This is a genomic window from Luteimonas fraxinea (assembly GCF_021233355.1).
GTDB lineage: Bacteria > Pseudomonadota > Gammaproteobacteria > Xanthomonadales > Xanthomonadaceae > Luteimonas > Luteimonas fraxinea.
Genome location: NZ_CP089507.1, coordinates 3,038,465 through 3,059,458 on the forward strand (window position 1 = coordinate 3,038,465; position 20,994 = coordinate 3,059,458).

A 20,994-nucleotide genomic window follows, 5' to 3' on the forward strand; every position below is an offset into this window, starting at 1 on the left:
GGTCGCCATCTCGAACGCGGCGCGCGTGTTGATCACGTGGCCGCGCCAGCCCGGATCGTGAGCCGATGACCGAACAGACCCAGGACGCCACCATGGCGTCCCCAGAAGACGCCCATATCGACCAGGCCGTCGCCCGCGGCGGTGCCTACGAGGTGCTGCGCCGGCGTCTGGTCGAGCAGGGCACACGCCTGCGCACGCTCGCCGAATCGCTCAACACGCGTCGCCTCGCCGAGTTCGGCGACAGCCGCATGGAGGTGATCGGACGCTTCCGCATCCGCAGCGAGAACAACTGCGTCGGCCGCGACATCGTGCAGATTCCCGGCGACCAGGTGCTGTTCGGCTACAACGTCTACATCGGGCTCAAGAGCAAGACCCGCATCGAAGATGTGTTCGGGCTCTATCGCCTGGTCGAGGCCGACGGCGGCTACGACGTGGTGCCGGTCGACCATGCAGGCACGTTCCTGGCGCAGCCCGGTTTCGTACACGATTTCACCGAGCTCTACGCCTACTACAAGCACGCGCGCCTGCTGCAGCTCATCGTCCGCGAGGGCCGGCTGCTGGCCGCGTTCCAGATCGGCGAGCGCAGCACCGACGTGCGCGTGTTCCGCTGGTCGATCACCAACACCGGCGAACTCACCTATCTCGATTCCCGCGGCGAGCGCGACATCGCGCTGCCGCCGCCGTTCGATTTCGAATGGACCCGCGCCACTCGCGAACTCGCGGTCGATGGCCGCCATCCGCATCTGGACATCCTCGACACGCTGTTCGTCGAGACCACTGGCGGCGATCTGACCGTCAAGGTCGAGAACAACACCGAGACCGGCGCCGGCATCTACAGCGAGCCGGTCGACGATCGCACCCAGTCGATCGACGATGCGACCTTCGATTTCGCGAGGGTCGGCACGCTGATCCTGCTGAAGGTGCTGCCTTACCGCGAGCAGCAGTGGCGCGGGCTGATCTACAACACCTTCACCGGGAAGATCGTCCGCAACGACGCCATCGTGCAGGCCTGCGTCCAGCTGCCCGAAGATCACGGCATCATCTTTCCCGGCGGCTATTACCTGCAGAACGGCGACCATCGCGCATTCGATGCGCAGATGGACGGCATGCAGTTCAAGCGCGCGATCCGCTCGCCGAACGGCGAAGACGTGATGTACATCTTCTACGACCGTGCGGCGGGACGGTCGGCCCTGTTCGTCTACAACACCATCCAGCGCGCACTGCAGAATCCGGTGTTCGGACACGGCTATGCGCTGCTGCACGACGGCCGCATGGTGCTGTTCCATGCCGAGGGTGATGCGCCCACGCGCGTGCATCCGATGCAGGTCTGGCAGACGCCGTTCACCAGCGACGAGTTCGCCGCGCATGTGCCGATGGGCAACAGTTTCATGGGGCGGATCGGCAATCCGGAGCTGGTGCGCGGCATTTCCAACCTGCTCGATCTCGCGCGCACGATCGATGGCCGCGATGTGTCCTTGCAGCGTTACCAGTTGCTGGTGCATGACACCCGCCGCATGTTCGACGCCCATCACTGGCTGGAAGATACCGACAGTGAAGGCGCGGGCGCACTGCTGCACGAGATCGCCGCGACCGGCGAATCGGTGCTCGACGAATACGAGAAGGTCGAAGGCATCCGCCGCCAGTCCGATGCAGCGATGCGCGAGGCCGAAACCGCGCATCGCGCCTTGCTGGGCAGGCTGCAGCCGGAGAGCTGGAACCGCATCGAAGAGTTCGTCGAGGCACTGAACGAGATTTCGAAGCAGCGCGGTCATCTGCTGACGATCCGCGAGCTTCGCTACGTCGACACCGCCGCCATCGACGCAATGGGCGAGGCGCTGCAGGCCGCGCAGGACACCGTGGGCGCGGCGACCGGTACCTTCCTCGCAGGCGAACGTGCGCTGCAGCCGGTGTCCGAACGTCTGAAGGTGCTGGATACCGAAGCGCAGGCCGCGACCACCGCAAAGGTGTTGGCCACCTCGATCGGCGAGATGCAGGCGCTGTCCGGCGATCTCGACATGCTGTCGGAACTGATGGCGACGCTGAAGGTCGATGACGCGACCGAGCGTACGCGGGTCGTCGATGCGATCTCCGGCCTGTACGCGCGGCTCAACCAAGCCCGCACACGCGCCGACCAGCGCCGCCGCACGCTTGGCTCGGCCGAGGCCGTCGCCCAGTTCGGTGCGCAGTTCGCACTGTTCGGCCAGGCGATTGCCGGCGCGCTGTCGCTGGCCACCGATCCCGAACGTGCCGACGAGCAACTGTCGCGGCTGATGGTCCAGCTCGAGGAACTGGAGAGCCAGTTCGGCGAGCACGAACAGTTTCTCGGCGACATCCTCGCCAAGCGTGAGGAACTGCTGGAGACCTTCGAATCACACAAGCAGTCGCTGCTCGATGCGCGCCAGCGCAAGGCGCAGGCCGTGTTCGACGCCGCCGCGCGCATCCTTGACGGCCTGCCGCGGCGCACCGAGCGCTTCGAAACAGCCGACGAACTCAATGCCTTCTTCGCTGGCGATCCACTGATCCTCAAGCTGCGCGAGCTCGCCACGCGTCTGCGCGACTATCGCGATACGGTCAAGGCAGACGACGTCGAAGCGCGCCTGAAGGCCGTACGCGACCAGTCGGTGCGCAGCCTGCGCGACCGCAGCGATCTGTTCGAGGGCGGCGGCCAGGTGATCCGTCTCGGGCCGCGGCATCGTTTCAGCGTGAACACGCAGCCGCTGGACCTGACGATCCTGCCGCGCGGCGACGGCCTGTCGATTCACCTGACCGGCACCGATTTCTACGCGCCGATCGAAGATCCGGAACTCGAAGCACTGCGCGCGTACTGGCAGGTGACACTCGATTCCGAATCGCCGGACATCGCCCGCGCCGAATACCTCGCCGGTCTGGTCCTGCAGGCCGCGATCGAAGGTCGAGAGGGTCTCGATCTCGACCGGCTGCAGCGCGAACTGCCCGAGCCCGATGCACTGGAGCGCAGCGTGCGCGCATTCGCTGCGCCGCGATATCGCGAAGGCTACGAGAAAGGCATCCACGACCACGACGCCGCGCTGATCCTGCGCGCATTGCTGCCGCTGCATGGGCAGGCGGGCCCACTGGCCAAGCAGCCGGCCGCGCGTGCACTGGCGATGGCGTTCTGGGCCTTCGGCCGCGACGGGACCGCCGCCGACCATTGGCCCGAGCGCAGCGCCGGGGCGCGTGCGATCCGCCAGCTCTTCGCGTCGGATGCCGGCGTCGATGCGTTGCGCGTCGAGATCGCCGATGCGCTCCGGGCGTTTGTCGAAGCGGAGGCATTGCCGTTCGACATCACGCTTGCGCCGGTCGCGGCTGATTACCTGTTCGAGGAACTGCGCGAGGGCGCGCCGACGTTCGGCATCAGCCATTACGCGCGTGATCTGCGCGAGGCGCTGCGCAAGGCGCTCGACAGCGCCGGTCTCACTGCCGATGTCGATCGCGCGCTCTCCGATACGGCGGCACCGCTTGCGCAGCGCTGGTCGCTGGCCGCGCAGTGGCTGGGCGCGCTCGGTGCCAGCGAAACGCACGCCGCGCTCGCCGGATACGTGCCCGAAGCCATCGTGCTGCTGCTCGCCGCCGACACGCTGCCGCACGCAGTGCGCGAGGTCACGCTGATCACCGATGTCGACGGTCTGCTCGGCGAGCACCCGCGCGTGCACGAAGGCCGTCTACGGCTGTCGCTCGACGGCTTCCTGCAGCGTTTCGACGCGCATCGGCTGGCATTCGTGCCGGCGTTCCACCGCTATCAGACGGTGCGCCAGCGCATCGCGGCGCGCGAGCGCGACGCATTGCGCCTGTCGGAGTTCAAGGCGCGGCCGCTGACCTCGTTCGTCCGCAACAAGCTGATCAACGAGGTCTACCTGCCGCTGATCGGCGACAACCTCGCCAAGCAGATGGGCACGGTCGGCGAGAACAAGCGCAGCGACCTGATGGGCCTGCTGATGCTGATTTCGCCGCCCGGCTACGGCAAGACGACACTGATGGAATACGTCGCCAGCCGGCTCGGCCTGGTCTTCATGAAGATCAACGGCCCGGCGCTGGGACACGAGGTGCGCTCGATCGATCCGGCGCAGGCACCCGACGCGACATCGCGCCAGGAGCTGGAGAAGCTCAACCTCGCGCTGGAGATGGGCAGCAACACGATGCTGTATGTCGACGACATCCAGCATACGCATCCCGAGTTCCTGCAGAAGTTCATCTCGCTGTGCGACGGCACGCGCCGCATCGAAGGTGTGTGGAAAGGCCGCACCAAGACCTACGACATGCGCGGCAGGAAATTCTGCGTGGTCATGGCCGGCAACCCGTATACCGAGTCCGGCGAGGTGTTCAAGATTCCGGACATGCTCGCCAACCGTGCCGACATCTACAACCTCGGTGACGTGCTCGGCGGCATGGAGGACTCATTCAAGCTCAGCTACATCGAGAACAGCCTGACCTCCAATCCGGTGCTCGCACCGCTGGCGACGCGCGACATGGCGGATCTCTATCTGCTGGCCGAGCGCGCCACCGGCAAGGACGTCTCGACCAACGACCTGTCGCACGCCTACAGCGGCGCCGAGGTCAACGAACTCACCGCGACGCTGCAGCGTCTGCTGCAGGTCAGCGAGATCGTCTATCGCGTCAACCAGCAGTACATCGCCAGCGCCGCGCAGGCCGACCGCTACCGCACGGAGCCGGCGTTCCGGCTGCAGGGCAGCTACCGCAACATGAACAAGCTGGCCGAGAAGATCTCGCCGGTGATGAATGCCGCGGAGCTCGAACAGCTGCTCGACGACCATTACATGGGCGAGTCGCAACTGCTGACCACCGGCGCCGAAGAGAACCTGCTCAAGCTGGCCGAGTTGCGCGGCAAGCTCGACGAGACAGCCGCCGCGCGTTGGACCCAGATCAAGCGCGACTTCATGCGCGACAAGGCGATGGGCGGCGAGGATGCCGACACCGGCGCACGTGTCGTCGCGCAGCTGGCCGACATCGCCGCAGGCCTGCAGGTCATGGGGCAGGGCAGCGAGGCGCCAGTCGCGCCTGCGCCGTGGGACCAGTTGCTGGCCGCGCTGCACGAGCTGCGCGCACCGGCTGCACCGACGCCTGTCGAGGCGGCGCCGGCGGTTGAGCCCGACGACACCGCCAAGGCGGTTGCAGGCGAGCTGCAGACGGTGCTGCGCGAAACGGCGGGTCCGCTGCTCGCGCAGCTCGGCCAGTCGGTCGCCGGCCAGGCCGCGCTCAATGCCGCGCTCGCGGAACTGGCGCAGTGGCTGCGCACACGCGGCACGACGCTCGACAGCAGCACGCCCGCGCGCCGCCGCGAACGCACCCCTGCCGAGCGGCGTCTCGATGCCGCGCTCGATCGTCTGGGCGCGGCCGACTCCGACCCGGACGCGCAGACCTGATGGCGACCGGCGACGACATCGACGCGGTGCCCGCCGATGCGCCCGGCATCACGGCCTATGGCGATGCAGCCATTGCCGAACTGGCCGCCATCGATGTCGCGGACACCCTCGACGCCGCGCCTGCAGCCGCGCTCGTCGCGCGGTTGCGTGATCTGCACATCGCCATGCGCGCCGCGCTTCCGTCGCGTGGCCGGCCGCGTGCCGGTCTGTTCGCGTGCCTGACCGGTCGCGATGTCATCGAGCAACACGATGCGGAAGCACTCGGTGCGCGCATGGGCGTGCTGCTGATCGACGCCGATCGCGCCGCCGCCGCGCTGCGCGCCGACATCGCGGCGCATCGCGCGCGTCTCGCGGCATCTGCACCTGCACTCGACCGGCTGGACCGGGCCGCGGCTGCACTGCGCGCCGGCAGTGCCGAGGACGAGGTCCATCAGGATCTGCGGCTGCGCCGCGCGCAGCACCTCGACACCGTGCGCGCCACGCATGCGTTGTCTGCGCAGCAACTGCAGCTGATCGCCGAGCAGCACGAAGCCGTGCTCGCGCACTACCGCAACGTCCGCGATGTGCTGCTGCCGCTGTGGCGGCAACGCGCCGTCGGCGAACGCACCGCGCAGGGCGCCGCACATGCAGTGACCGCCGCCGACATCGAGGCCGATGTCGCCCATGAACTCGACGCCATGACCGCTACACTCGCCCGACGCGCGCCCGATCGCGCCGACAGGCCCAAGGAGACCGACGCATGACCCAGGACACCGCCTATCCCACGCACGTGCCGTCGGCGACGCCGGTGACCGACGATGCCGCGCTGCAGTCGCTGGGCCTGGTGCCCGCCGACCGCGCCGACATCGAGGTCGTCGGCCGCAGCCTCGCGGACATCACCCCCGGCAACCTGCACGTGTTCGGTCGTGACGCCGCGAGCAAGACCGCCGCGTTCTCCAGTCAGCTGCTCGACCAGGTGCGCAACAGCGATCTCGACGCGACCGGTGACAAGCTGGGCGAAGTCGTGCGGATCGCGCGCTCGCTCGATCTCGGCAGCTTCGCCGGCCGCTCCAAGGTGCCGGTGCTCGGACGCCTGATCGACAAGATGCGGTCCGGCCGCGACGAGCTGGTGCAGAAATTCAGCAACACCAACCAGCAGATCGAACGGCTGATGGGCGATGTCGGCCGCCAGCAGGATCTGCTGACGCGCCGCATCACCGACTTCGACCGCATGCACGGCGTGGTGCTCGACGAGCGCCGCGCGCTGGGCGTGCACGTGATCGCAGGCCGCGAGCGGCTGGCGAGCCTGGCCGCCGAACAGGCGACGCTGGCTGGCGCGGAGGATCCGCAGTCGCGCACACGCCGTGCGGAGATCGAGAATGCTGTGCGTCTGCTCGACAAGCGCGTCGGCGACCTGCTGGTGATGCAGCACGCTGCCGACCAGTCGCTGCCGATGATCCGCCTGATCCAGGCCAATGCGATCCAGCTGGTCGAGAAGTTCAACACCGTCCGCAACATCACCATTCCGTCGTGGAAGCGGCAGTTCGCGATCCAGCTCTCGCTGGGCGAGCAGAAGAACGCGGTGGAGCTGTCGAATGCGATCGACGACGCGACCAACGAGCTGATGCGCAGCAATGCCGACCTGCTGCGTCAGACCTCGGTCGAGACCGCGAAGGCCAACCAGCGTGCCGTCATCGACATCGGCACGCTGCGCCACGTGCACGAGCAGCTGATCCAGACGGTCGAGGAAGTGCGCAGCATCCATCGCGACGGCATGCAGCAGCGCCGCGAAGCCGAAGGCGAACTCGCGCGCCTGCGCGACGACGTGCAGAAGCGGTTGGCGGCACCGACGGAAGGGGTCTGAGGCGTCGGCCGGGTGAAGCGGAAACCGGAAGCATCCGAGATCTGCACCTTCACCCGCTCGGCGGGGGGAAGGCCGGGATGGGGGCAGCATTCCGATCTCGGGTTGCCTTGAATCTTGGCGGTGACTACTGCTGGGTTCGAAGACTGGGGCGGCTGAAGGTTTGTCCCCACGAAACCCTCCCCCGCGAGGGGGGAGGGCTTCAATATTCAGCGCGCGCTGTACGCGTGCACTTCGTCGACCAGCACGCCGACGTGGTCGGGATTCATGTCCGGCGACATGCCGTGGCCGAGGTTGAAGATGTGGCCGTCGCGCGAGCCGTTGTTGCCGTCGCGGTAGCTGTCGAGTGCGTGGCGGACCTGGGCGCGGATCGCATCGGGCGCGCCGTACAGCGTCGTCGGGTCGAGGTTGCCCTGCAAGGCGACGCGGCCTTCCGTGCGACGCGCGGCGTCGCCGAGTTCGATCAGCCAGTCGACGCCGACACCTTCGGCGCCCGAGCGAGAAAGCTCGTCGAGATACGCGGCGTTGCCCTTGCCGAACAGGATCAGCGGGGTGCGCTCGGCGCCGTCGCCGCGCTGCAGTTCCTGCGCGATGCGGGTCAGGTACGGCAGCGAGAATTCGCGGTACATCGCCGGTGACAGCACGCCGCCCCAGGTGTCGAACACCTGCAGCGCCTGCGCGCCGGCCGCGCGCTGCGCAGCGAGATAGGCGATCACCGCATCGGTGTTGACCGACAGCAGCGCGTGCAGCGCCTTGGGATCGTTGAGCGCCATCGCCTTGATGCGGGCGAAATCCTTGCTGCCGCCGCCTTCGACCATGTAGCAGGCCAGGGTCCACGGGCTGCCGGAAAAACCGATCAGCGGCACGCGGCCGTCGAGTTCGCGGCGGATCACGCGCACCGCGTCCATGACGTAGCGCAGGTCGGTTTCCATGTCCGGCACGCCGAGCTTCGCGATGCTGGCCGCGTCACGCACCGGGTGGCGGAACTTGGGGCCTTCGCCTTCGACGAAGTACAGGTCCAGCCCCATCGCATCGGGAATGGTCAGAATGTCGGAGAACAGGATCGCCGCATCGAGATCGAAGCGTGCCAGCGGCTGCAGCGTGACCTCGCAGGCGAGATCGGGATTCTTTGCCATCGCCAGGAAACTGCCGGCGGCCTTGCGCGATGCGCGGTACTCCGGCAGATAGCGACCCGCCTGGCGCATCAGCCAGACTGGCGTACGGTCGACGGGTTCACGGCGGAGGGCGCGGAGGAAGCGGTCGTTCTTCAGGACGGCAGACATCGGGACTGGAATTTCCTGGTGGAGGCGGTGGTCGCGCGGTCAGGCCGGCGCGTCGCTGCCGCGCGCGAACATCAACTGGAAGCCGCGCTTGAGCTGCGCATCGCGCGCGGCTTCGAGCGCCTTGATCGCGCTGGGCTGGTCGAGGAACTGGTCGCGCCGCAAGGTGCTGCGGCCGCCGACGTGGCCGGTCTCGCGCAACAGCACCCAGCCGCCCAGCAGATCGGGCTGCAGGGTCAGCTGCACGAATCGTGGAGATTCGTGGCCGTCGGGGTGCTGCTGCAGGAACAGGCGCATGGCGCCGATTGTACGGCGTGCCGTGTTCAGGCCTCTTGCAGGACCGATAGAACGGACGATTCCGGCACGTCGCTCAATACTTCCGCGCGCCCGGCGCCACGCCAGACGATGAAGCGCAGGCCGCCAGCCACTGCCTTCTTGTCCAGGCGCATGTGCGCGAGCAGGCGCTCCGGATCCAGTCCGGCGGGCACGGAGACCGGCAACTGCAGGCGCACCAGCAGATCGCGCAGGCGCTGCGTGTCCGCTGCCGGCGCCAGGCCCAGCGCTTCCGACAAGCGCGCTGCGAGCACCATCCCGACCGCGACTGCCTCGCCGTGGTTGAGGCCGCCATAGCCCTGCTCGGTCTCGATCGCATGACCGAAGGTGTGGCCCAGATTGAGCAGGGCGCGCTCGCCATGTTCGAAGGGATCGCGCGCAACGATCGCCGCCTTGTGCGCGCAACTGCGTGCGATGGCTTCGGCCAGCGCCGCGTCGTCCATCGCGAGCAGCGCATCGGCGTGGTCGTCGAGCCAGTCGAGGAAGTCCGCATCGCCGAGCGCGCCGTACTTCACTACCTCGGCCAGACCGGCGCGCAGTTCGCGGGCCGGCAGCGTGCGCAGCGCGCCGGTGTCGGCGATCACCGCGCGCGGCGGGTGGAAGGCGCCAACGAGATTCTTGCCCTGCGGCAGATCGACCGCGGTCTTGCCACCGACCGACGAATCCACCATCGCCAGCAGCGTGGTCGGCAGCTGCACGCAATCGATGCCGCGCATCCAGCAGGCCGCGGCGAAACCGGCGAGATCGCCGATCACGCCGCCACCGAGCGCGAACAGCGTCGCGTCACGGCGCATGCGCGCATCGGCGAGTGCGGTGGTGACTTCGGCGAAATGCGCGAGCGTCTTTGCAGCTTCGCCCGGCGGCAGCACGTGCCGGTGGATCCGCAGGTCCGGTCGCGCGGCCTGCAGCGCGGCGGTCACGCGATCGGCATACAGCGGCGCGACGTGCGCATCGCTGACCAGCATCGCGTCGCGTCCGCGCACGCTGCGCGCCAGCAGCGCGCCGTCGTCGAGCAGGGATGGGCCGATGTGGATGGTGTAGGGCGTGTCGCCGGCGACGGCGACCTCTCGGGCACTGGTGGTCATGCGATCCGGATACAGGTGGTGGCCAGAGCCGGTGCGACGTGTGCGACGCGGCTCATGATGCGTGTGTCGACGCCACGTCGGCGGCGGCGTCGGAAATGGTCGTTTCGATGCTGCCCGCCGGTGGACGCCAGTGCGCTTCGACCAGATGGCCGAGCTGGGCGGCGGCCTCGTTGCAGGCGTGCGGCCCGGTGTCGAAGCGCAGGTGCGCGGCGTCGGCGTACAGCGGCGCGCGTTCGACGGCGAGGCGCTGCAGGACCTCCGTGCGGTCGTCGCCCGCGAGCAGTGGCCGCGTCCGATCGCGCGCCAGCCGTGCAAGCTGGGCGTCGACGTCGGCATGCATGTGCACGACGAAGCCGCGCGACCTCAGCAGGGCGCGGTTATGGGGATCAAGCACCGCGCCGCCGCCGGTGGCGATCACCTGGCCACTTCCGGCGAGGATCTCGACCAGCGTCGCCCGCTCGCGCGCGCGGAAGCCGGCTTCGCCTTCGCACTCGAAGATCGTCGCGATCCGCGCACCCGTGCGCACTTCGATCTCGTGGTCGACATCGACGAAGACCACGCCGAACCGCGCCGCGAGGCGACGGCCGATCGAGGACTTGCCGGCGCCCATCGGACCGACGAGCACGAGGTTGGGGGCGGGGTGCATGGCTGCATGCTAGCAGTGGGGGCGGGAGGCGCCGAACGTTGCAGGCGCAAGCGTTGTGTACGCATCGATGCTCGCCCCTGCGGAGCCGGCTTTGCCGTTCGCACTGCGTGCGTGGGGCCAGCAGAAGAAATCAACCCGCTCCCGCAAGATGAGTGGAAGCGTTTGAGGTTGCTTCTCGCGGCAGGCGTAAGACCAAGATCAACTGCTTTCGTCCGCTGACGCGGCCGAGTTCATTTCTTTTTGGTTGACGCCAAAAGAAACGGAACCAAAGAAAAACGTCTCCCCGACACGTCCGAAGCCCGCGGCTTGTCGTGCACAGGGATTTTCCGACTCGGCATCCTGCCTCGGTCGGAAAACGCCGCCCATCCATGGGCGGCGCCCTTCGGGTTTGCGAGAGCACGACGACGTTTTAGAACTGGAAACGGCAACGGCAACGGCAACGGCAACGGCAACGTCATCGGCATCGGCATCGGCATCGGCAACGGCAACGGCCGAAACAGCCGCAGTCACAGCCACAGCAGGCGCAACGGCACATCCGCAGTTGCGGAGACAGTGTCCGTGCCAGAACGCGAGCCAGTCGCAGGCTCACACCGCCGCAACAATTTCCCGCTCGGCATCGAGCGTCACCACCACATCCGCCAGGTCCGGCAACGTCCGCAACGCCTGCCGGCTCACCCGCTCGTAGTGCTGCACGAACCGGGCAACGCCGGCCGCGTCCATGCCACCACGCCCCGGCTCGGCCGCCTGCAGCGTCTGCTCCTGCTGCAGGCGCCAGTCGAAGACCACGTCGAAGCCGGGCGGTTGCAGGAACAGCAGGCGGTCGAGGCCGGCCCACAGCGCGGGGTAGTCGCGGGCGAGGGCGGCGTTGCACCAGCGGCGCCAGGTGCCGGCGGGGTCTTCGTCGCGTTCCAGAGCATTCACCGGCTCGACCAGCACCGCTGCGGGTTCGGCCGGGGTGCCGACGCACCAGCCTTCAAACAGCAGCAGGTCGAGACCGTGGACCGTCGGCCAGGCGGCTTCCGGCAGGCGGCGGTCGCCGAGTTTGTCGAAGCGCGGCAGGCGGATCGGTGTGCCGGCGCGCACGGCGTCGAATGCGGCAAGTCCCAGCGCGACTTCGTGGGTGCCGGGCGGGCCGCGGGTCGCGAGCAGCGGGTGCACGTCGCGGGCAAGCGCTTGGCGGGCGTCGCGATCCAGATAGAGGTCGTCGAGCGAGAGCACGGCGGCGCGCAGGCCACGTGCGTCGGCGGCGCGGACGACCTGCGTGGCGAGGGTGGATTTGCCGGTGCCCTGCAGGCCGCTGATGCCCAGCACGCGCGGGGCGCTGTATGGCTGCAGGCCGGTGAGCAGGGTGTCGACGAGGCTGTCGGGCCAGGGCGAGGGCGATGTGGCGTGCATCGGGGCACGATAGCGCGGCCCGCGCGTGCTGCGCCGCGGTTCGACATCGCAGTGCTCCAGCGGCGATCATCAAGGCATGAGCACTGCCACCACAACCCTGCTGTCCGAAGCCCTCGACACCTTCGCCACCTTGTTCGACGAGGCGCAGGCCGCGGGCGAACCCGATCGCACCGCGATGACCGTCGCCACCGCCGCGCTCGACGGCCGGCCCTCGGCGCGCACCGTGCTGCTGAAGGCATGGGACGAACGAGGCTTCGTGTTCTACACGCATCTCGATGGCCGCAAGGGCCGCGAGTTGCAGGAGAACCCGCACGCCGCGCTGCTGTTCCACTGGCCGCGTGTGCGCAAGGGCGTGCAGGTGCGGATCGAAGGGCCGGTGGTGATCGTCGCCGACGACGAGGCCGATGCGTATTTCGCCTCGCGCCCGCGCGGCAGCCAGCTGGGCGCATGGGCGTCGAAGCAGTCCGAGGTGCTCGATACGCGCGGGACCTTCGAGCAACGCCTGGCCGATCTCGAACGAGAGTTCGAAGGCCGCGACGTGCCGCGTCCGCAGCGCTGGTCGGGTCTGCGCGTGCGTCCGGATCGCGTCGAGTTCTGGTACGGCGCGCAGTACCGCCTGCACGAGCGCTGGCTCTACGAATGCGACTGCGCCGGTGATTGCCGCAAGCGGATGCTGTATCCGTGACGAGCGGCCCGCGCCGCATCGTCTGCCTGACCGAGGAGCCGACCGAAGTCCTCTACGCGCTCGGTGAGCAGGACCGCATCGTCGGCATCAGCGGCTTCACCGTGCGTCCGCCGCGGGCACGCAAGGAGAAGCCCAAGGTCAGTGCGTTTACCAGCGCGAAGATCGACGAGATCCTCAAGCTCGAACCGGATTTCGTCGTCGGCTTCTCCGACATCCAGGCCGACATTGCCGCCGAGCTGGTGCGCCGCGGGGTCGAGGTCTGGATCAGCAATCACCGCAGCGTCGACGGCATCGTCGATTACGTGCGCCGGCTGGGCGCGCTGGTCGGCTGCGCGGCGCGCGCCGACGCCTATGCCGACGGATTGCGACGCGGACTCGACGCGATCGAGGCGGAAAGCGCGCGTCTGTCCCAGCGTCCGCGCGTCTATTTCGAGGAATGGGACGAGCCGATCATCACCGGCATCCGCTGGGTCGCCGAACTGGTGCGCATCGCCGGCGGCGACGACGTGTTCCCGGAACTGTCGATCGAGCCGCTGGCCAAGGCGCGCATCCTCGCCAACGGCGATCCGGTGATCGAACGCGCGCCGGACATCATTCTCGGTTCCTGGTGCGGCAAGAAATTCCGCCCCGAGCGCGTCGCCGCGCGGCCCGGCTGGGATGCGATTCCGGCGGTGCGCGATGGCGAACTGCACGAGATCAAGTCGCCAATGATCCTGCAGCCAGGCCCCGCGGCCCTGACCGACGGCGTGGCTGCGATCGCGCAGATCGTGCAAGCCTGGGCGCACGCGCGGCGCTGAGCTCGGCCGGGTTCCCGGAACGGTGGGTTGCACCATCGTCGCCCCGCGCACCGGGCGACGCGCCTAGCATGGCGCCTCCCCACACCGCAGGTGCAGTCCCATGCAGCGCATCGCCCTTCTCGGCATCACCGGACGCGCGGGCTCGCGTATCGCCAGCGAACTGCTGGCGCGCGGCCATCGCGTCACCGGCATCGCCCGCAACACTTCGGACACCCAGGCCCAGGCCGGCCTGACCCTGCAATCGGCCGACGCCTCGCGCGCCGATGCCATCGCGCCGCTGCTCCAAGGCCACGATGGCGTGGTCAGCGCGACGCGCTTCGATGGCGGCCCGACCGCCGACGTGCTGCTCGATGCCGTGCGCCAGGCCGGTGTACGTCGCCTGCTGGTCGTCGGCGGCGCCGGCAGTCTGGAAGTCGCGCCGGGCGTGGCGCTGATCGACACGCCGGAATTCCCGGAGATCTACGAGGCCGAAGCCGGAGCGGGCCGCAGCTTCCTCGACACCCTGCGCGGCGCCGACGACATCGACTGGACGTTCGTCTCGCCCGGCGCGGTGTTCGAGCCCGGCACGCGCACCGGCACATTCCGAACCGGCGGCGATGCATTGCTGGTCGACGCGGACGGCAACAGCGCGGTCTCGATGGAGGATTACGCCATCGCCTTCGCCGACGAGATCGAACATCCTGCCCACGTGCGCGAGCGTTTCAGCGTGGCGTACTGATGGCGACGGCGGGACGCGGTACCGGCCGCTACTGGGCGCTGGTATTCGCCGGCGGTCTGATCGAGACGGTCTGGGTGGTCGGGCTCAAGGCCGCGACCACGCCTCTCGGCTGGGCGCTGACGATCGGCGCGATTGCAGTGAACTTCGCGTTGCTGATGCGCGCGATCCGCTTCCTGCCGGTTGGCTCGGTCTATGCCGTGTTCTGCGGCCTCGGCGCGGCGGCGTCGGTGATCGCCGAGACCGTGTGGTTCGGTGAGCCGGTGCAGCCGGCGAAGATCGCCCTGATCGCCTTGCTGATCGTCGGCGTCGCCGGCCTGAAGCTGGTGACGCCGCTGGCGCCGGCGCCCGAAGTGGAGAAAACGCCATGAGCGGCTGGCTGTTCGTGTTCGCGGCGGGCTTGGCGGAAGTGGCTGGCGTGGTCGCGATGAACGCGATCAAGCAACGGCCGAGCGCGCTCGCCTATGCACGACTGGCCCTGTGTTTCGGCGTGAGCTTCGGCCTGCTGTCGCTGGGTCTCAAGAGCGGCATGTCGATCGCGATCGCCTACGCTGTGTGGGTCGGCATCGGCACGGTCGGCGCGGTGGTCGTCGGCATCCTGCGCTACGGCGAATCGGCGCGGCCGCTGCGGCTGTTCTTCGTCGCGCTGGTGTTGGCTGCGGTGGTCGGGCTCAAGCTGATCGGCTGAGCCCGCGCCATCAGCGCGGGATGTCGCGGTTGAAGCGCAGTGTGGTGCGCGCGCCATCCTCGGCGGTGATCTGCAGATCGAGACGCAACGTGTCCGGGCCGCTGACGCGCGCGACGGCCACGTGTTCGACCAGCCCGTCGAGATCCACCGAATCGAACGCCAGCGTCTGACGTACGCCGCGCAGATCGCGCGCATCGCCGGTGATCTGCACCGGCACCGACACATCGCCGCGCTGCACGCTGACCAGCACCAGGGCCCGATCGCGCGCCGGCTCGATCGCATAGCGCCGCGCAACCGCAGCGCCCATGTGCGCGGCCGGCACCACGCTGGCCATCACTTCGGCATCGCCGAGCAGTGTCTGCGCAGGCATCGCGGCGTTCTGCGCGCCGGTCGGCGCGCCCGCATCGTCGGACGGCGCCTGCCCGCACGCGGTCGCGAGCAACGCGAGCCCGGCGAGGCACAGCGCGCGCGCGATCTCAGTCATTGGCGGCCGACAGTTCGCCGCCGCGCCGTGCGGCATTGGCGATGGCGTCCGCCACCAGCGTACGCAGGCCGCCGGCTTCGAAAGTCTCGATTGCCGCCTGGGTGGTACCGCCGGGCGACGTGACGCGACGACGCAGTTCGGCCGGCGCCTCGTCGGATTCGACCAGCATGCGCGCCGCGCCCAGCACGGTCTGCAGCACCAAGGTGCGGGCGTCTTTTGCCGGCAGGCCCTGCGCGATCGCGGCCTCTTCCATCGCCTCGGCGAGCAGGAAGATATAGGCCGGGCCGCTGCCCGACACCGCGGTCACCGCGTCCATCCGCGCCTCGTCTTCGATCCACACGGTCTCGCCCGCGCTTTCCAGCAGCGCCTGCGCGCGGTCGCGTCCGGCCGCGTCCACACGTGCGTTCGCGAACAGGCCGGTCACGCCGGCGCCGAGCAGGGCAGGGGTATTGGGCATCGTGCGCACCACGGGCACATCGCCGCCGAGCCAGCGATCGAGCTGGGTCGCGGTGATGCCGGCGGCGATCGACAGCACCAGCGGCTGCGTGGCCTGCGCCACGTCGGCCAGTGATTCGCAGACCCCGCGCAGTACCTGCGGCTTGGTCGCCAGCACCCAGGTCGCGGCGCCGTCGACGGCGTCCGCCGCGTTTTCGAATGTGCGCACGCCGAAGTCGCTGGCCAGCGCGTCGCGGCTGTCGGCATTGGGATCGACAACGCGGACCGAAGCGGCATCGCCGCCGCGTGCAACCAGGCCGCCGATCAGGCTGCGTGCCATGTTGCCGCCGCCGATGAAGACGATGGGCGCGGCGGGAGTGTCGTGTCGGTCGGTCATGGCGGCTTCGCAGTCGGGAACGTGTCGATGGTAGCCGACCGCCCGCGCCGCTCCGGTCAGTGCGCGGGGCGTGCGCCGAACAGGGCCGAGCCGACGCGCACCATCGTCGCGCCCTCGCTGATCGCGAGTTCCAGGTCGTCGCTCATGCCCATCGACAGCGTGTCGATGCCCGGGTCCTGCCCGGCCGCGGTGTCGAACAGCCGGCGCATGCGCGCGAAGGCATCGCGGCGCCGTTCGGGTTCAGCATGCGGCGCGGGAATCGCCATCAGCCCGCGCAATCGCAGCGACGGCGCCGCGCGGATCGCGGCGACCAGCGCCGGCACTTCGGACGGTACGCAGCCGTGCTTGCTCGACTCGTCGTCGATGTTGACCTGCACCAGCACGTTCAGCGCACCGCGTGCGGCCGGGCGGTGCGTGGCCAGGGCCTGGACCAGTTTCATCCGGTCGACGGTCTGCACCCAGTCGAACAGCTCGGCGGCCTGCTTCGCCTTGTTCGACTGCAGGTGGCCGATCAGATGCCATTCCAGCCCGAGTCCGGCCAGCGCTTCGATCTTGCCCGCAGCCTCCTGCACGTAGTTTTCGCCGAACGCGCGCTGGCCCGCAGCGGCGAGCGTGGCGATGGCATCGGCGGGATGCAGTTTGCCGACCGCCAGCAGACGCGGCGGTACTGGCCGCACGGCGGCGGTGGCCGCGTTGTGGAGACGCGACATCACGGCATCGAGCGCGGCGCTGGCGGGGGACGAAGTCACGGGTAATCGGGTGTCCGGGCAGGTGTGAACGGGCTGGTTTTGTGCGGGGTTTACCGGTCTATACTGCCGCCGGGGACAGGGAGGCGCCAGCCGGGAAGGCTCGTTGCGCGCCCTGTGCGGATCATCATCAAGGGGTGTTGCATGGATATCGCCGAACTGTTGGCGTTCTCGGTCAAGAACAAGGCGTCGGACCTGCATCTGTCCGCGGGATTGCCGCCGATGATCCGCGTCGACGGCGACGTGCGCCGCATCAACATCCCCGCGCTCGAGCACAAGCAGGTGCACGCGCTGATCTACGACATCATGTCGGACAAGCAGCGTCGCGACTTCGAAGAATTCCTCGAGGTCGACTTCTCGTTCGAGATTCCGGGCCTGGCCCGCTTCCGCGTCAACGCGTTCAACCAGAACCGCGGCGCCGGTGCGGTGTTCCGTACGATTCCTTCGGAAGTGCTGACCCTCGAAGACCTGAACTGTCCGCCGATCTTCCGCCAGCTGATCGACCAGCCGCAGGGTCTGATCCTGGTGACCGGCCCGACCGGCTCGGGCAAGTCGACCACGCTCGCGGCGATGATCGACCACATCAACAAGAACGAATACGCGCACATCCTCTCGGTCGAGGATCCGATCGAATTCGTGCACACCTCGCAGAAGTGCCTGATCAACCAGCGCGAAGTGCACCGCGACACGCACGGCTTCAACGAGGCGCTGCGCTCGGCGCTGCGCGAAGACCCCGACTACATCCTGGTCGGCGAGTTGCGCGATCTGGAAACCATCCGTCTGGCGTTGACCGCCGCGGAAACCGGCCATCTGGTGTTCGGCACCCTGCACACCTCCAGCGCGGCCAAGACCATCGACCGCATCATCGACGTGTTCCCCTCTGGCGAGAAGCCGATGGTGCGTTCGATGCTGTCGGAATCCCTGCGCGCGGTGATCTCGCAGTCGCTGCTGAAGAAGGTCGGCGGTGGTCGTACTGCGGCCTGGGAAATCATGACCGGCATCCCGGCGATCCGGAATTTGATCCGCGAGGACAAGGTCGCGCAGATGTATTCGGCCATCCAGACCGGCCAGCAGTACGGCATGCAGACGCTCGACCAGCACCTGCAGGATCTGGTCAAGCGCGGCCTGATCACGCGCCCGGCCGCGAAGGAATACGCCAAGGACAAGCGTCTGTTCGAGTGAGGCGTGAGAAGTGAGGAGGTAAGACGTCAGTCGTCGCCTCCTGCATTCCCCGCGCCGCCCTGACGTTTCACGCCTTACGCCTCACGTCTTACGGAGTTTCGACATGAGCAGCATCGACTTCACCTCGTTCCTCAAGCTGATGGCCCATCAGAAGGCCTCGGATCTGTTCATCACTGCCGGCATGCCGCCGTCGATCAAGGTGCACGGCAAAATCTCGCCGATCACCCAGAACCCGCTGACGCCGCAGCAGGCGCGCGATCTGGTACTCAACGTGATGACCCCGCCGCAGCGCGAGGAATTCGAGAAGACCCACGAGTGCAACTTCGCGATCGGCGTCTCCGGCGTCGGCCGGTTCCGCATCTCGTGCTTCTACCAGCGCAACCAGGTCGGCATGGTGCTGCGTCGCATCGAGACGCACATCCCGAGCGTGGAAGAGCTCAACCTGCCGCCGATCATCAAGACGCTGGCGATGACCAAGCGCGGCATCGTGATCTTCGTCGGCGCAACCGGTACGGGTAAATCGACGTCGCTGGCGGCGATGATCGGCTACCGCAACCAGAACTCGACCGGCCACATCATCACGATCGAGGACCCGATCGAATTCGTGCACAAGCATGCGGGCTGCATCATCACCCAGCGCGAAGTCGGCATCGACACCGACAGCTGGGACGCCGCGCTGAAGAACACGCTGCGCCAGGCGCCGGACGTGATCATGATCGGCGAGGTGCGCACGCGCGAAGGCATGGACCACGCGATCGCCTTCGCCGAAACCGGCCATCTGGTGCTGTGCACGCTGCATGCGAACAACGCCAACCAGGCGATGGATCGCATCATCAACTTCTTCCCCGAAGACCGCCGCAACCAGCTGCTGATGGATCTGTCGTTGAACCTCAAGGGCGTGGTCGCGCAGCAGCTGATTCCGACGCCGGATGGCAAGGGCCGGCGCGTGGCGATGGAGATCATGCTCGGCACGCCGCTGGTGCAGGACTACATCCGCGAAGGCGAGATCCACAAGCTCAAGGAGGTCATGAAGGAATCGACCAACCTGGGCATGAAGACCTTCGACCAGGCGCTGTTCGAGCTCTACCAGGCCGGCGAGATTTCCTACGAGGACGCGCTGCGTTACGCCGACTCCGCGAACGAGGTGCGTCTGCGCATCAAGCTCGCCCAGGGCGGCGACGCGCGCACGCTGTCGCAGGGTCTCGATGGCGTCGAGGTGGCCGAGGTCCGCTGACCGTCCGCATCCATCGCGAACGCCTCGACAGACGCCCCGCATTCGCGGGGCGTTCTGCTTTTTACGGGTGCCCGCAACGCTGTGTTGCCACAGACCGTCACGCCGCAGCGCTATCGTGACGCTGTCTTGTCGCCAACTTGACCCCGTCCGGGGGACAATGGAGCGCATTCATTCACGAAGGAGATCGCTGATGGCCTACACCCTCCCCGAGCTGGGTTACGCGTACGACGCGCTCGAGCCGTATATCGATGCCAAGACGATGGAAATCCATCACACCAAGCATCACCAGACCTACATCAACAACGCCAACGCCGCGCTGGAAGGCACGCAGTGGGCGGACAAATCGGCTGAAGAGCTCATCGCCGATCTCGACGCGTTGCCGGAAGACAAACGCGGCCCGCTGCGCAACAACGCCGGCGGCCACGCCAACCACTCGCTGTTCTGGACGGTGATGTCGCCCAAGGGCGGCGGCAACCCGGTCGGCGACGTCGCCAAGCACATCGACAGCGACCTCGGCGGCTTCGATGCGTTCAAGGAAGCCTTCACCAAGGCAGCCCTAACGCGCTTCGGCAGCGGCTGGGCCTGGCTGTCGGTCGACAAGTCCGGCGTGCTGAAGGTCGAAAGCAGCGCCAACCAGGACAACCCCCTGATGAAAGGCTTCGGCTCGGGCAACACCCCGATCCTCGGCCTCGACGTCTGGGAGCACGCGTACTACCTGAACTACCAGAACCGTCGCCCCGACTACATCGCCGCGTTCTACAACGTCGTCGACTGGAACGAAGTCGAGCGTCGCTACCAGGAAGCGATCAAGGGCTGAGATTTCGCGCCTTGATGCAATCCCGTTCCGGCCGCGCAAGCGGCCGGAATGCTGTGGGGAGCTGGGTTTCGAATCACGTGCAGGAAACCGCGCGTCGCCCCAGCGAACGCTGGGGTCCATCTTGATCTTCCATCTGGTCGCGGAAATGGATCCCAGCTTGACCAGACATCCGTCTGTTGAACGCCGTTGGGATGGCGGTGATCCTGCATCGCGACAGCTCAGCTTGTCGGGCGCGATGCACCCGAAGCCGCGCGCTTCGCCTTCGCGATATCCCGCATCACCGGGCAATCCGGTCGATGCGCGCCCGGCAGGTAGCCCAGGCTCATCAGGAACTCGCCGGTGATCTCGCCGCCGGTGAAGCGGAAGGTCTTCTTGAACAGCTTGACCCATGAGGCCTTGTCGCGCGGCGCGCCGTCTTCGGTCGTATGTGCGTCCAGCCATTCGACAAAGCCGCCGTCGCTGTCGCGGAGGCCTTGGATCACCTGTGCGTTGTGGATCGCGGCGTCGACCTTGAGCCGGTTGCGGATGATCGCGGCGTCGCCGAGCAGGCGCGCACGATCCGTCTCGCCGTAGGCGGCGACTTTGTCGACATCGAAGCCGTCATAGGCCGCGCGGAATCCGTCGCGCTTGCGCAGGATGGTTTCCCAGCTCAGTCCGGCCTGGTTGATTTCCAGCAGCAGACGCTCGAACAGCACCGCCTCCTCGCGTTGCGGAAATCCGTACTCGGTGTCGTGATAGGGGCCGTGGACCGCATGGCCCGGGGCGATGTCGCAATAGCCGCTCATCCACGCAGCATAGGGCGCACGGACGGGGGCCGCCATCCGGTGCGACCCCGG

21 protein-coding genes are annotated in these 20,994 nt (G+C 67.9%); 11 read left to right on the forward strand and 10 right to left on the reverse strand.

What is annotated here, in order from left to right:
- Nucleotides 1–65 precede the first annotated feature (65 nt).
- The 3 genes from LU699_RS13615 to LU699_RS13625 are packed head-to-tail and all read left to right on the forward strand — an operon-like array spanning nt 66 to nt 7,242.
- Entirely contained in the window at nt 66–5,399 is a 5,334-nt protein-coding gene (locus LU699_RS13615; protein ID WP_232137087.1) for a DNA repair ATPase, read from the forward strand.
- Nucleotides 5,399–6,142, forward strand: coding sequence for a hypothetical protein (locus LU699_RS13620; RefSeq protein WP_232137086.1), 744 nt, complete (start codon nt 5,399–5,401; stop codon nt 6,140–6,142). The genes LU699_RS13615 and LU699_RS13620 overlap by 1 nt, the downstream gene beginning before the upstream one ends.
- Nucleotides 6,139–7,242 carry a toxic anion resistance protein gene (locus tag LU699_RS13625; protein WP_232137085.1) on the forward strand — a complete coding sequence of 368 codons (1,104 nt, stop codon included), beginning with the start codon at nt 6,139–6,141 and terminating at the stop codon, nt 7,240–7,242. The genes LU699_RS13620 and LU699_RS13625 overlap by 4 nt, the downstream gene beginning before the upstream one ends.
- Nucleotides 7,243–7,448: 206 nt before the next feature.
- Here LU699_RS13625 and hemE read toward each other — a convergent pair whose 3' ends face one another.
- The 6 genes from hemE to LU699_RS13655 all read right to left on the reverse strand — a co-directional run bounded on the left by hemE (nt 7,449) and on the right by LU699_RS13655 (nt 11,978).
- Nucleotides 7,449–8,522, reverse strand: a complete 1,074-nt coding sequence (gene hemE, locus LU699_RS13630; RefSeq protein ID WP_232137084.1) for a uroporphyrinogen decarboxylase — start codon at nt 8,520–8,522, stop codon at nt 7,449–7,451.
- 39 nt (nt 8,523–8,561) lie between these two features.
- Nucleotides 8,562–8,816, reverse strand: a complete 255-nt coding sequence (locus LU699_RS13635) for a WGR domain-containing protein (protein WP_232137083.1) — start codon at nt 8,814–8,816, stop codon at nt 8,562–8,564.
- Between the two features lie 26 nt (nt 8,817–8,842).
- Nucleotides 8,843–9,937 carry a 3-dehydroquinate synthase gene (gene aroB, locus LU699_RS13640; protein ID WP_232137082.1) on the reverse strand — a complete coding sequence of 365 codons (1,095 nt, stop codon included), beginning with the start codon at nt 9,935–9,937 and terminating at the stop codon, nt 8,843–8,845.
- 52 nt (nt 9,938–9,989) lie between these two features.
- On the reverse strand, nt 9,990–10,583 hold the full coding sequence (locus tag LU699_RS13645) for a shikimate kinase (RefSeq protein ID WP_232137081.1): 594 nt from the start codon (nt 10,581–10,583) through the stop codon (nt 9,990–9,992).
- A gap of 198 nt (nt 10,584–10,781) precedes the next feature.
- Complete coding sequence (locus LU699_RS13650) at nt 10,782–11,099, reverse strand: hypothetical protein (RefSeq protein ID WP_232580210.1); 318 nt, start codon at nt 11,097–11,099, stop codon at nt 10,782–10,784.
- A 69-nt stretch (nt 11,100–11,168) separates the two neighbouring features.
- A complete protein-coding gene (locus LU699_RS13655; protein ID WP_232580211.1) occupies nt 11,169–11,978 on the reverse strand; it encodes a kinase in 810 nt (269 codons plus the stop codon).
- Nucleotides 11,979–12,054: 76 nt separating this feature from the next.
- On the opposite strand from LU699_RS13655, the gene pdxH reads away from it, so the two are divergent.
- From pdxH to LU699_RS13680, 5 genes are all read left to right on the forward strand, one after another.
- The gene (pdxH, locus tag LU699_RS13660) at nt 12,055–12,663 is read left to right on the forward strand and encodes a pyridoxamine 5'-phosphate oxidase (protein WP_232137077.1); all 609 of its coding nucleotides are present in this window, start codon (nt 12,055–12,057) and stop codon (nt 12,661–12,663) included.
- On the forward strand, nt 12,660–13,460 hold the full coding sequence (locus LU699_RS13665) for a cobalamin-binding protein (RefSeq protein ID WP_232137076.1): 801 nt from the start codon (nt 12,660–12,662) through the stop codon (nt 13,458–13,460). Before pdxH ends, LU699_RS13665 begins: the two co-directional genes overlap by 4 nt.
- A gap of 100 nt (nt 13,461–13,560) precedes the next feature.
- Nucleotides 13,561–14,178 (forward strand): NAD(P)-dependent oxidoreductase, encoded by a 618-nt coding sequence (locus LU699_RS13670; protein ID WP_232137075.1) that lies wholly within the window; start codon nt 13,561–13,563, stop codon nt 14,176–14,178.
- Nucleotides 14,178–14,546 carry a DMT family transporter gene (locus LU699_RS13675; RefSeq protein WP_232137074.1) on the forward strand — a complete coding sequence of 123 codons (369 nt, stop codon included), beginning with the start codon at nt 14,178–14,180 and terminating at the stop codon, nt 14,544–14,546. Before LU699_RS13670 ends, LU699_RS13675 begins: the two co-directional genes overlap by 1 nt.
- Entirely contained in the window at nt 14,543–14,863 is a 321-nt protein-coding gene (locus tag LU699_RS13680) for a DMT family transporter (protein ID WP_232137073.1), read from the forward strand. Before LU699_RS13675 ends, LU699_RS13680 begins: the two co-directional genes overlap by 4 nt.
- 10 nt (nt 14,864–14,873) lie before the next feature.
- Here the strand turns inward: LU699_RS13680 and LU699_RS13685 are convergent, their stop codons facing one another.
- Genes LU699_RS13685 through LU699_RS13695 form a run of 3 tightly spaced genes read right to left on the reverse strand, consistent with a single transcriptional unit; the run spans nt 14,874 to nt 16,889 of the window.
- Nucleotides 14,874–15,347 carry a DUF4426 domain-containing protein gene (locus LU699_RS13685; RefSeq protein WP_232137072.1) on the reverse strand — a complete coding sequence of 158 codons (474 nt, stop codon included), beginning with the start codon at nt 15,345–15,347 and terminating at the stop codon, nt 14,874–14,876.
- Nucleotides 15,340–16,179, reverse strand: coding sequence for a pyrroline-5-carboxylate reductase (gene proC / locus LU699_RS13690; protein ID WP_232137071.1), 840 nt, complete (start codon nt 16,177–16,179; stop codon nt 15,340–15,342). Before proC ends, LU699_RS13685 begins: the two co-directional genes overlap by 8 nt.
- A gap of 56 nt (nt 16,180–16,235) precedes the next feature.
- Nucleotides 16,236–16,889, reverse strand: a complete 654-nt coding sequence (locus LU699_RS13695) for a YggS family pyridoxal phosphate-dependent enzyme (RefSeq protein WP_232137374.1) — start codon at nt 16,887–16,889, stop codon at nt 16,236–16,238.
- A 180-nt stretch (nt 16,890–17,069) separates the two neighbouring features.
- Here LU699_RS13695 and LU699_RS13700 point away from each other — a divergent pair, with 180 nt between their 5' ends.
- From LU699_RS13700 to LU699_RS13710, 3 genes are all read left to right on the forward strand, one after another.
- Entirely contained in the window at nt 17,070–18,107 is a 1,038-nt protein-coding gene (locus LU699_RS13700) for a type IV pilus twitching motility protein PilT (protein ID WP_232137070.1), read from the forward strand.
- Nucleotides 18,108–18,210: 103 nt separating this feature from the next.
- A complete protein-coding gene (locus tag LU699_RS13705; RefSeq protein ID WP_159679746.1) occupies nt 18,211–19,341 on the forward strand; it encodes a PilT/PilU family type 4a pilus ATPase in 1,131 nt (376 codons plus the stop codon).
- 190 nt (nt 19,342–19,531) lie between these two features.
- Complete coding sequence (locus LU699_RS13710) at nt 19,532–20,158, forward strand: superoxide dismutase (RefSeq protein WP_232580212.1); 627 nt, start codon at nt 19,532–19,534, stop codon at nt 20,156–20,158.
- 218 nt (nt 20,159–20,376) lie between these two features.
- Here the strand turns inward: LU699_RS13710 and LU699_RS13715 are convergent, their stop codons facing one another.
- Entirely contained in the window at nt 20,377–20,943 is a 567-nt protein-coding gene (locus tag LU699_RS13715) for a DNA-3-methyladenine glycosylase I (RefSeq protein WP_232137373.1), read from the reverse strand.
- Nucleotides 20,944–20,994: the final 51 nt, after the last annotated feature.

Coding starts and splice junctions, on each gene's coding strand:
- LU699_RS13615 (WP_232137087.1), top strand. CDS start 66: ATGACCGAACAGACCCAGGACGCCACCATGGCGTCCCCAGAAGACGCC.
- LU699_RS13620 (WP_232137086.1), top strand. CDS start 5,399: ATGGCGACCGGCGACGACATCGACGCGGTGCCCGCCGATGCGCCCGGC.
- LU699_RS13625 (WP_232137085.1), top strand. CDS start 6,139: ATGACCCAGGACACCGCCTATCCCACGCACGTGCCGTCGGCGACGCCG.
- hemE (WP_232137084.1), bottom strand. CDS start 8,522: ATGTCTGCCGTCCTGAAGAACGACCGCTTCCTCCGCGCCCTCCGCCGT.
- LU699_RS13635 (WP_232137083.1), bottom strand. CDS start 8,816: ATGCGCCTGTTCCTGCAGCAGCACCCCGACGGCCACGAATCTCCACGA.
- aroB (WP_232137082.1), bottom strand. CDS start 9,937: ATGACCACCAGTGCCCGAGAGGTCGCCGTCGCCGGCGACACGCCCTAC.
- LU699_RS13645 (WP_232137081.1), bottom strand. CDS start 10,583: ATGCACCCCGCCCCCAACCTCGTGCTCGTCGGTCCGATGGGCGCCGGC.
- LU699_RS13655 (WP_232580211.1), bottom strand. CDS start 11,978: ATGCACGCCACATCGCCCTCGCCCTGGCCCGACAGCCTCGTCGACACC.
- pdxH (WP_232137077.1), top strand. CDS start 12,055: ATGAGCACTGCCACCACAACCCTGCTGTCCGAAGCCCTCGACACCTTC.
- LU699_RS13670 (WP_232137075.1), top strand. CDS start 13,561: ATGCAGCGCATCGCCCTTCTCGGCATCACCGGACGCGCGGGCTCGCGT.
- LU699_RS13675 (WP_232137074.1), top strand. CDS start 14,178: ATGGCGACGGCGGGACGCGGTACCGGCCGCTACTGGGCGCTGGTATTC.
- LU699_RS13680 (WP_232137073.1), top strand. CDS start 14,543: ATGAGCGGCTGGCTGTTCGTGTTCGCGGCGGGCTTGGCGGAAGTGGCT.
- LU699_RS13685 (WP_232137072.1), bottom strand. CDS start 15,347: ATGACTGAGATCGCGCGCGCGCTGTGCCTCGCCGGGCTCGCGTTGCTC.
- proC (WP_232137071.1), bottom strand. CDS start 16,179: ATGACCGACCGACACGACACTCCCGCCGCGCCCATCGTCTTCATCGGC.
- LU699_RS13695 (WP_232137374.1), bottom strand. CDS start 16,889: ATGTCGCGTCTCCACAACGCGGCCACCGCCGCCGTGCGGCCAGTACCG.
- LU699_RS13700 (WP_232137070.1), top strand. CDS start 17,070: ATGGATATCGCCGAACTGTTGGCGTTCTCGGTCAAGAACAAGGCGTCG.
- LU699_RS13705 (WP_159679746.1), top strand. CDS start 18,211: ATGAGCAGCATCGACTTCACCTCGTTCCTCAAGCTGATGGCCCATCAG.
- LU699_RS13710 (WP_232580212.1), top strand. CDS start 19,532: ATGGCCTACACCCTCCCCGAGCTGGGTTACGCGTACGACGCGCTCGAG.
- LU699_RS13715 (WP_232137373.1), bottom strand. CDS start 20,943: ATGAGCGGCTATTGCGACATCGCCCCGGGCCATGCGGTCCACGGCCCC.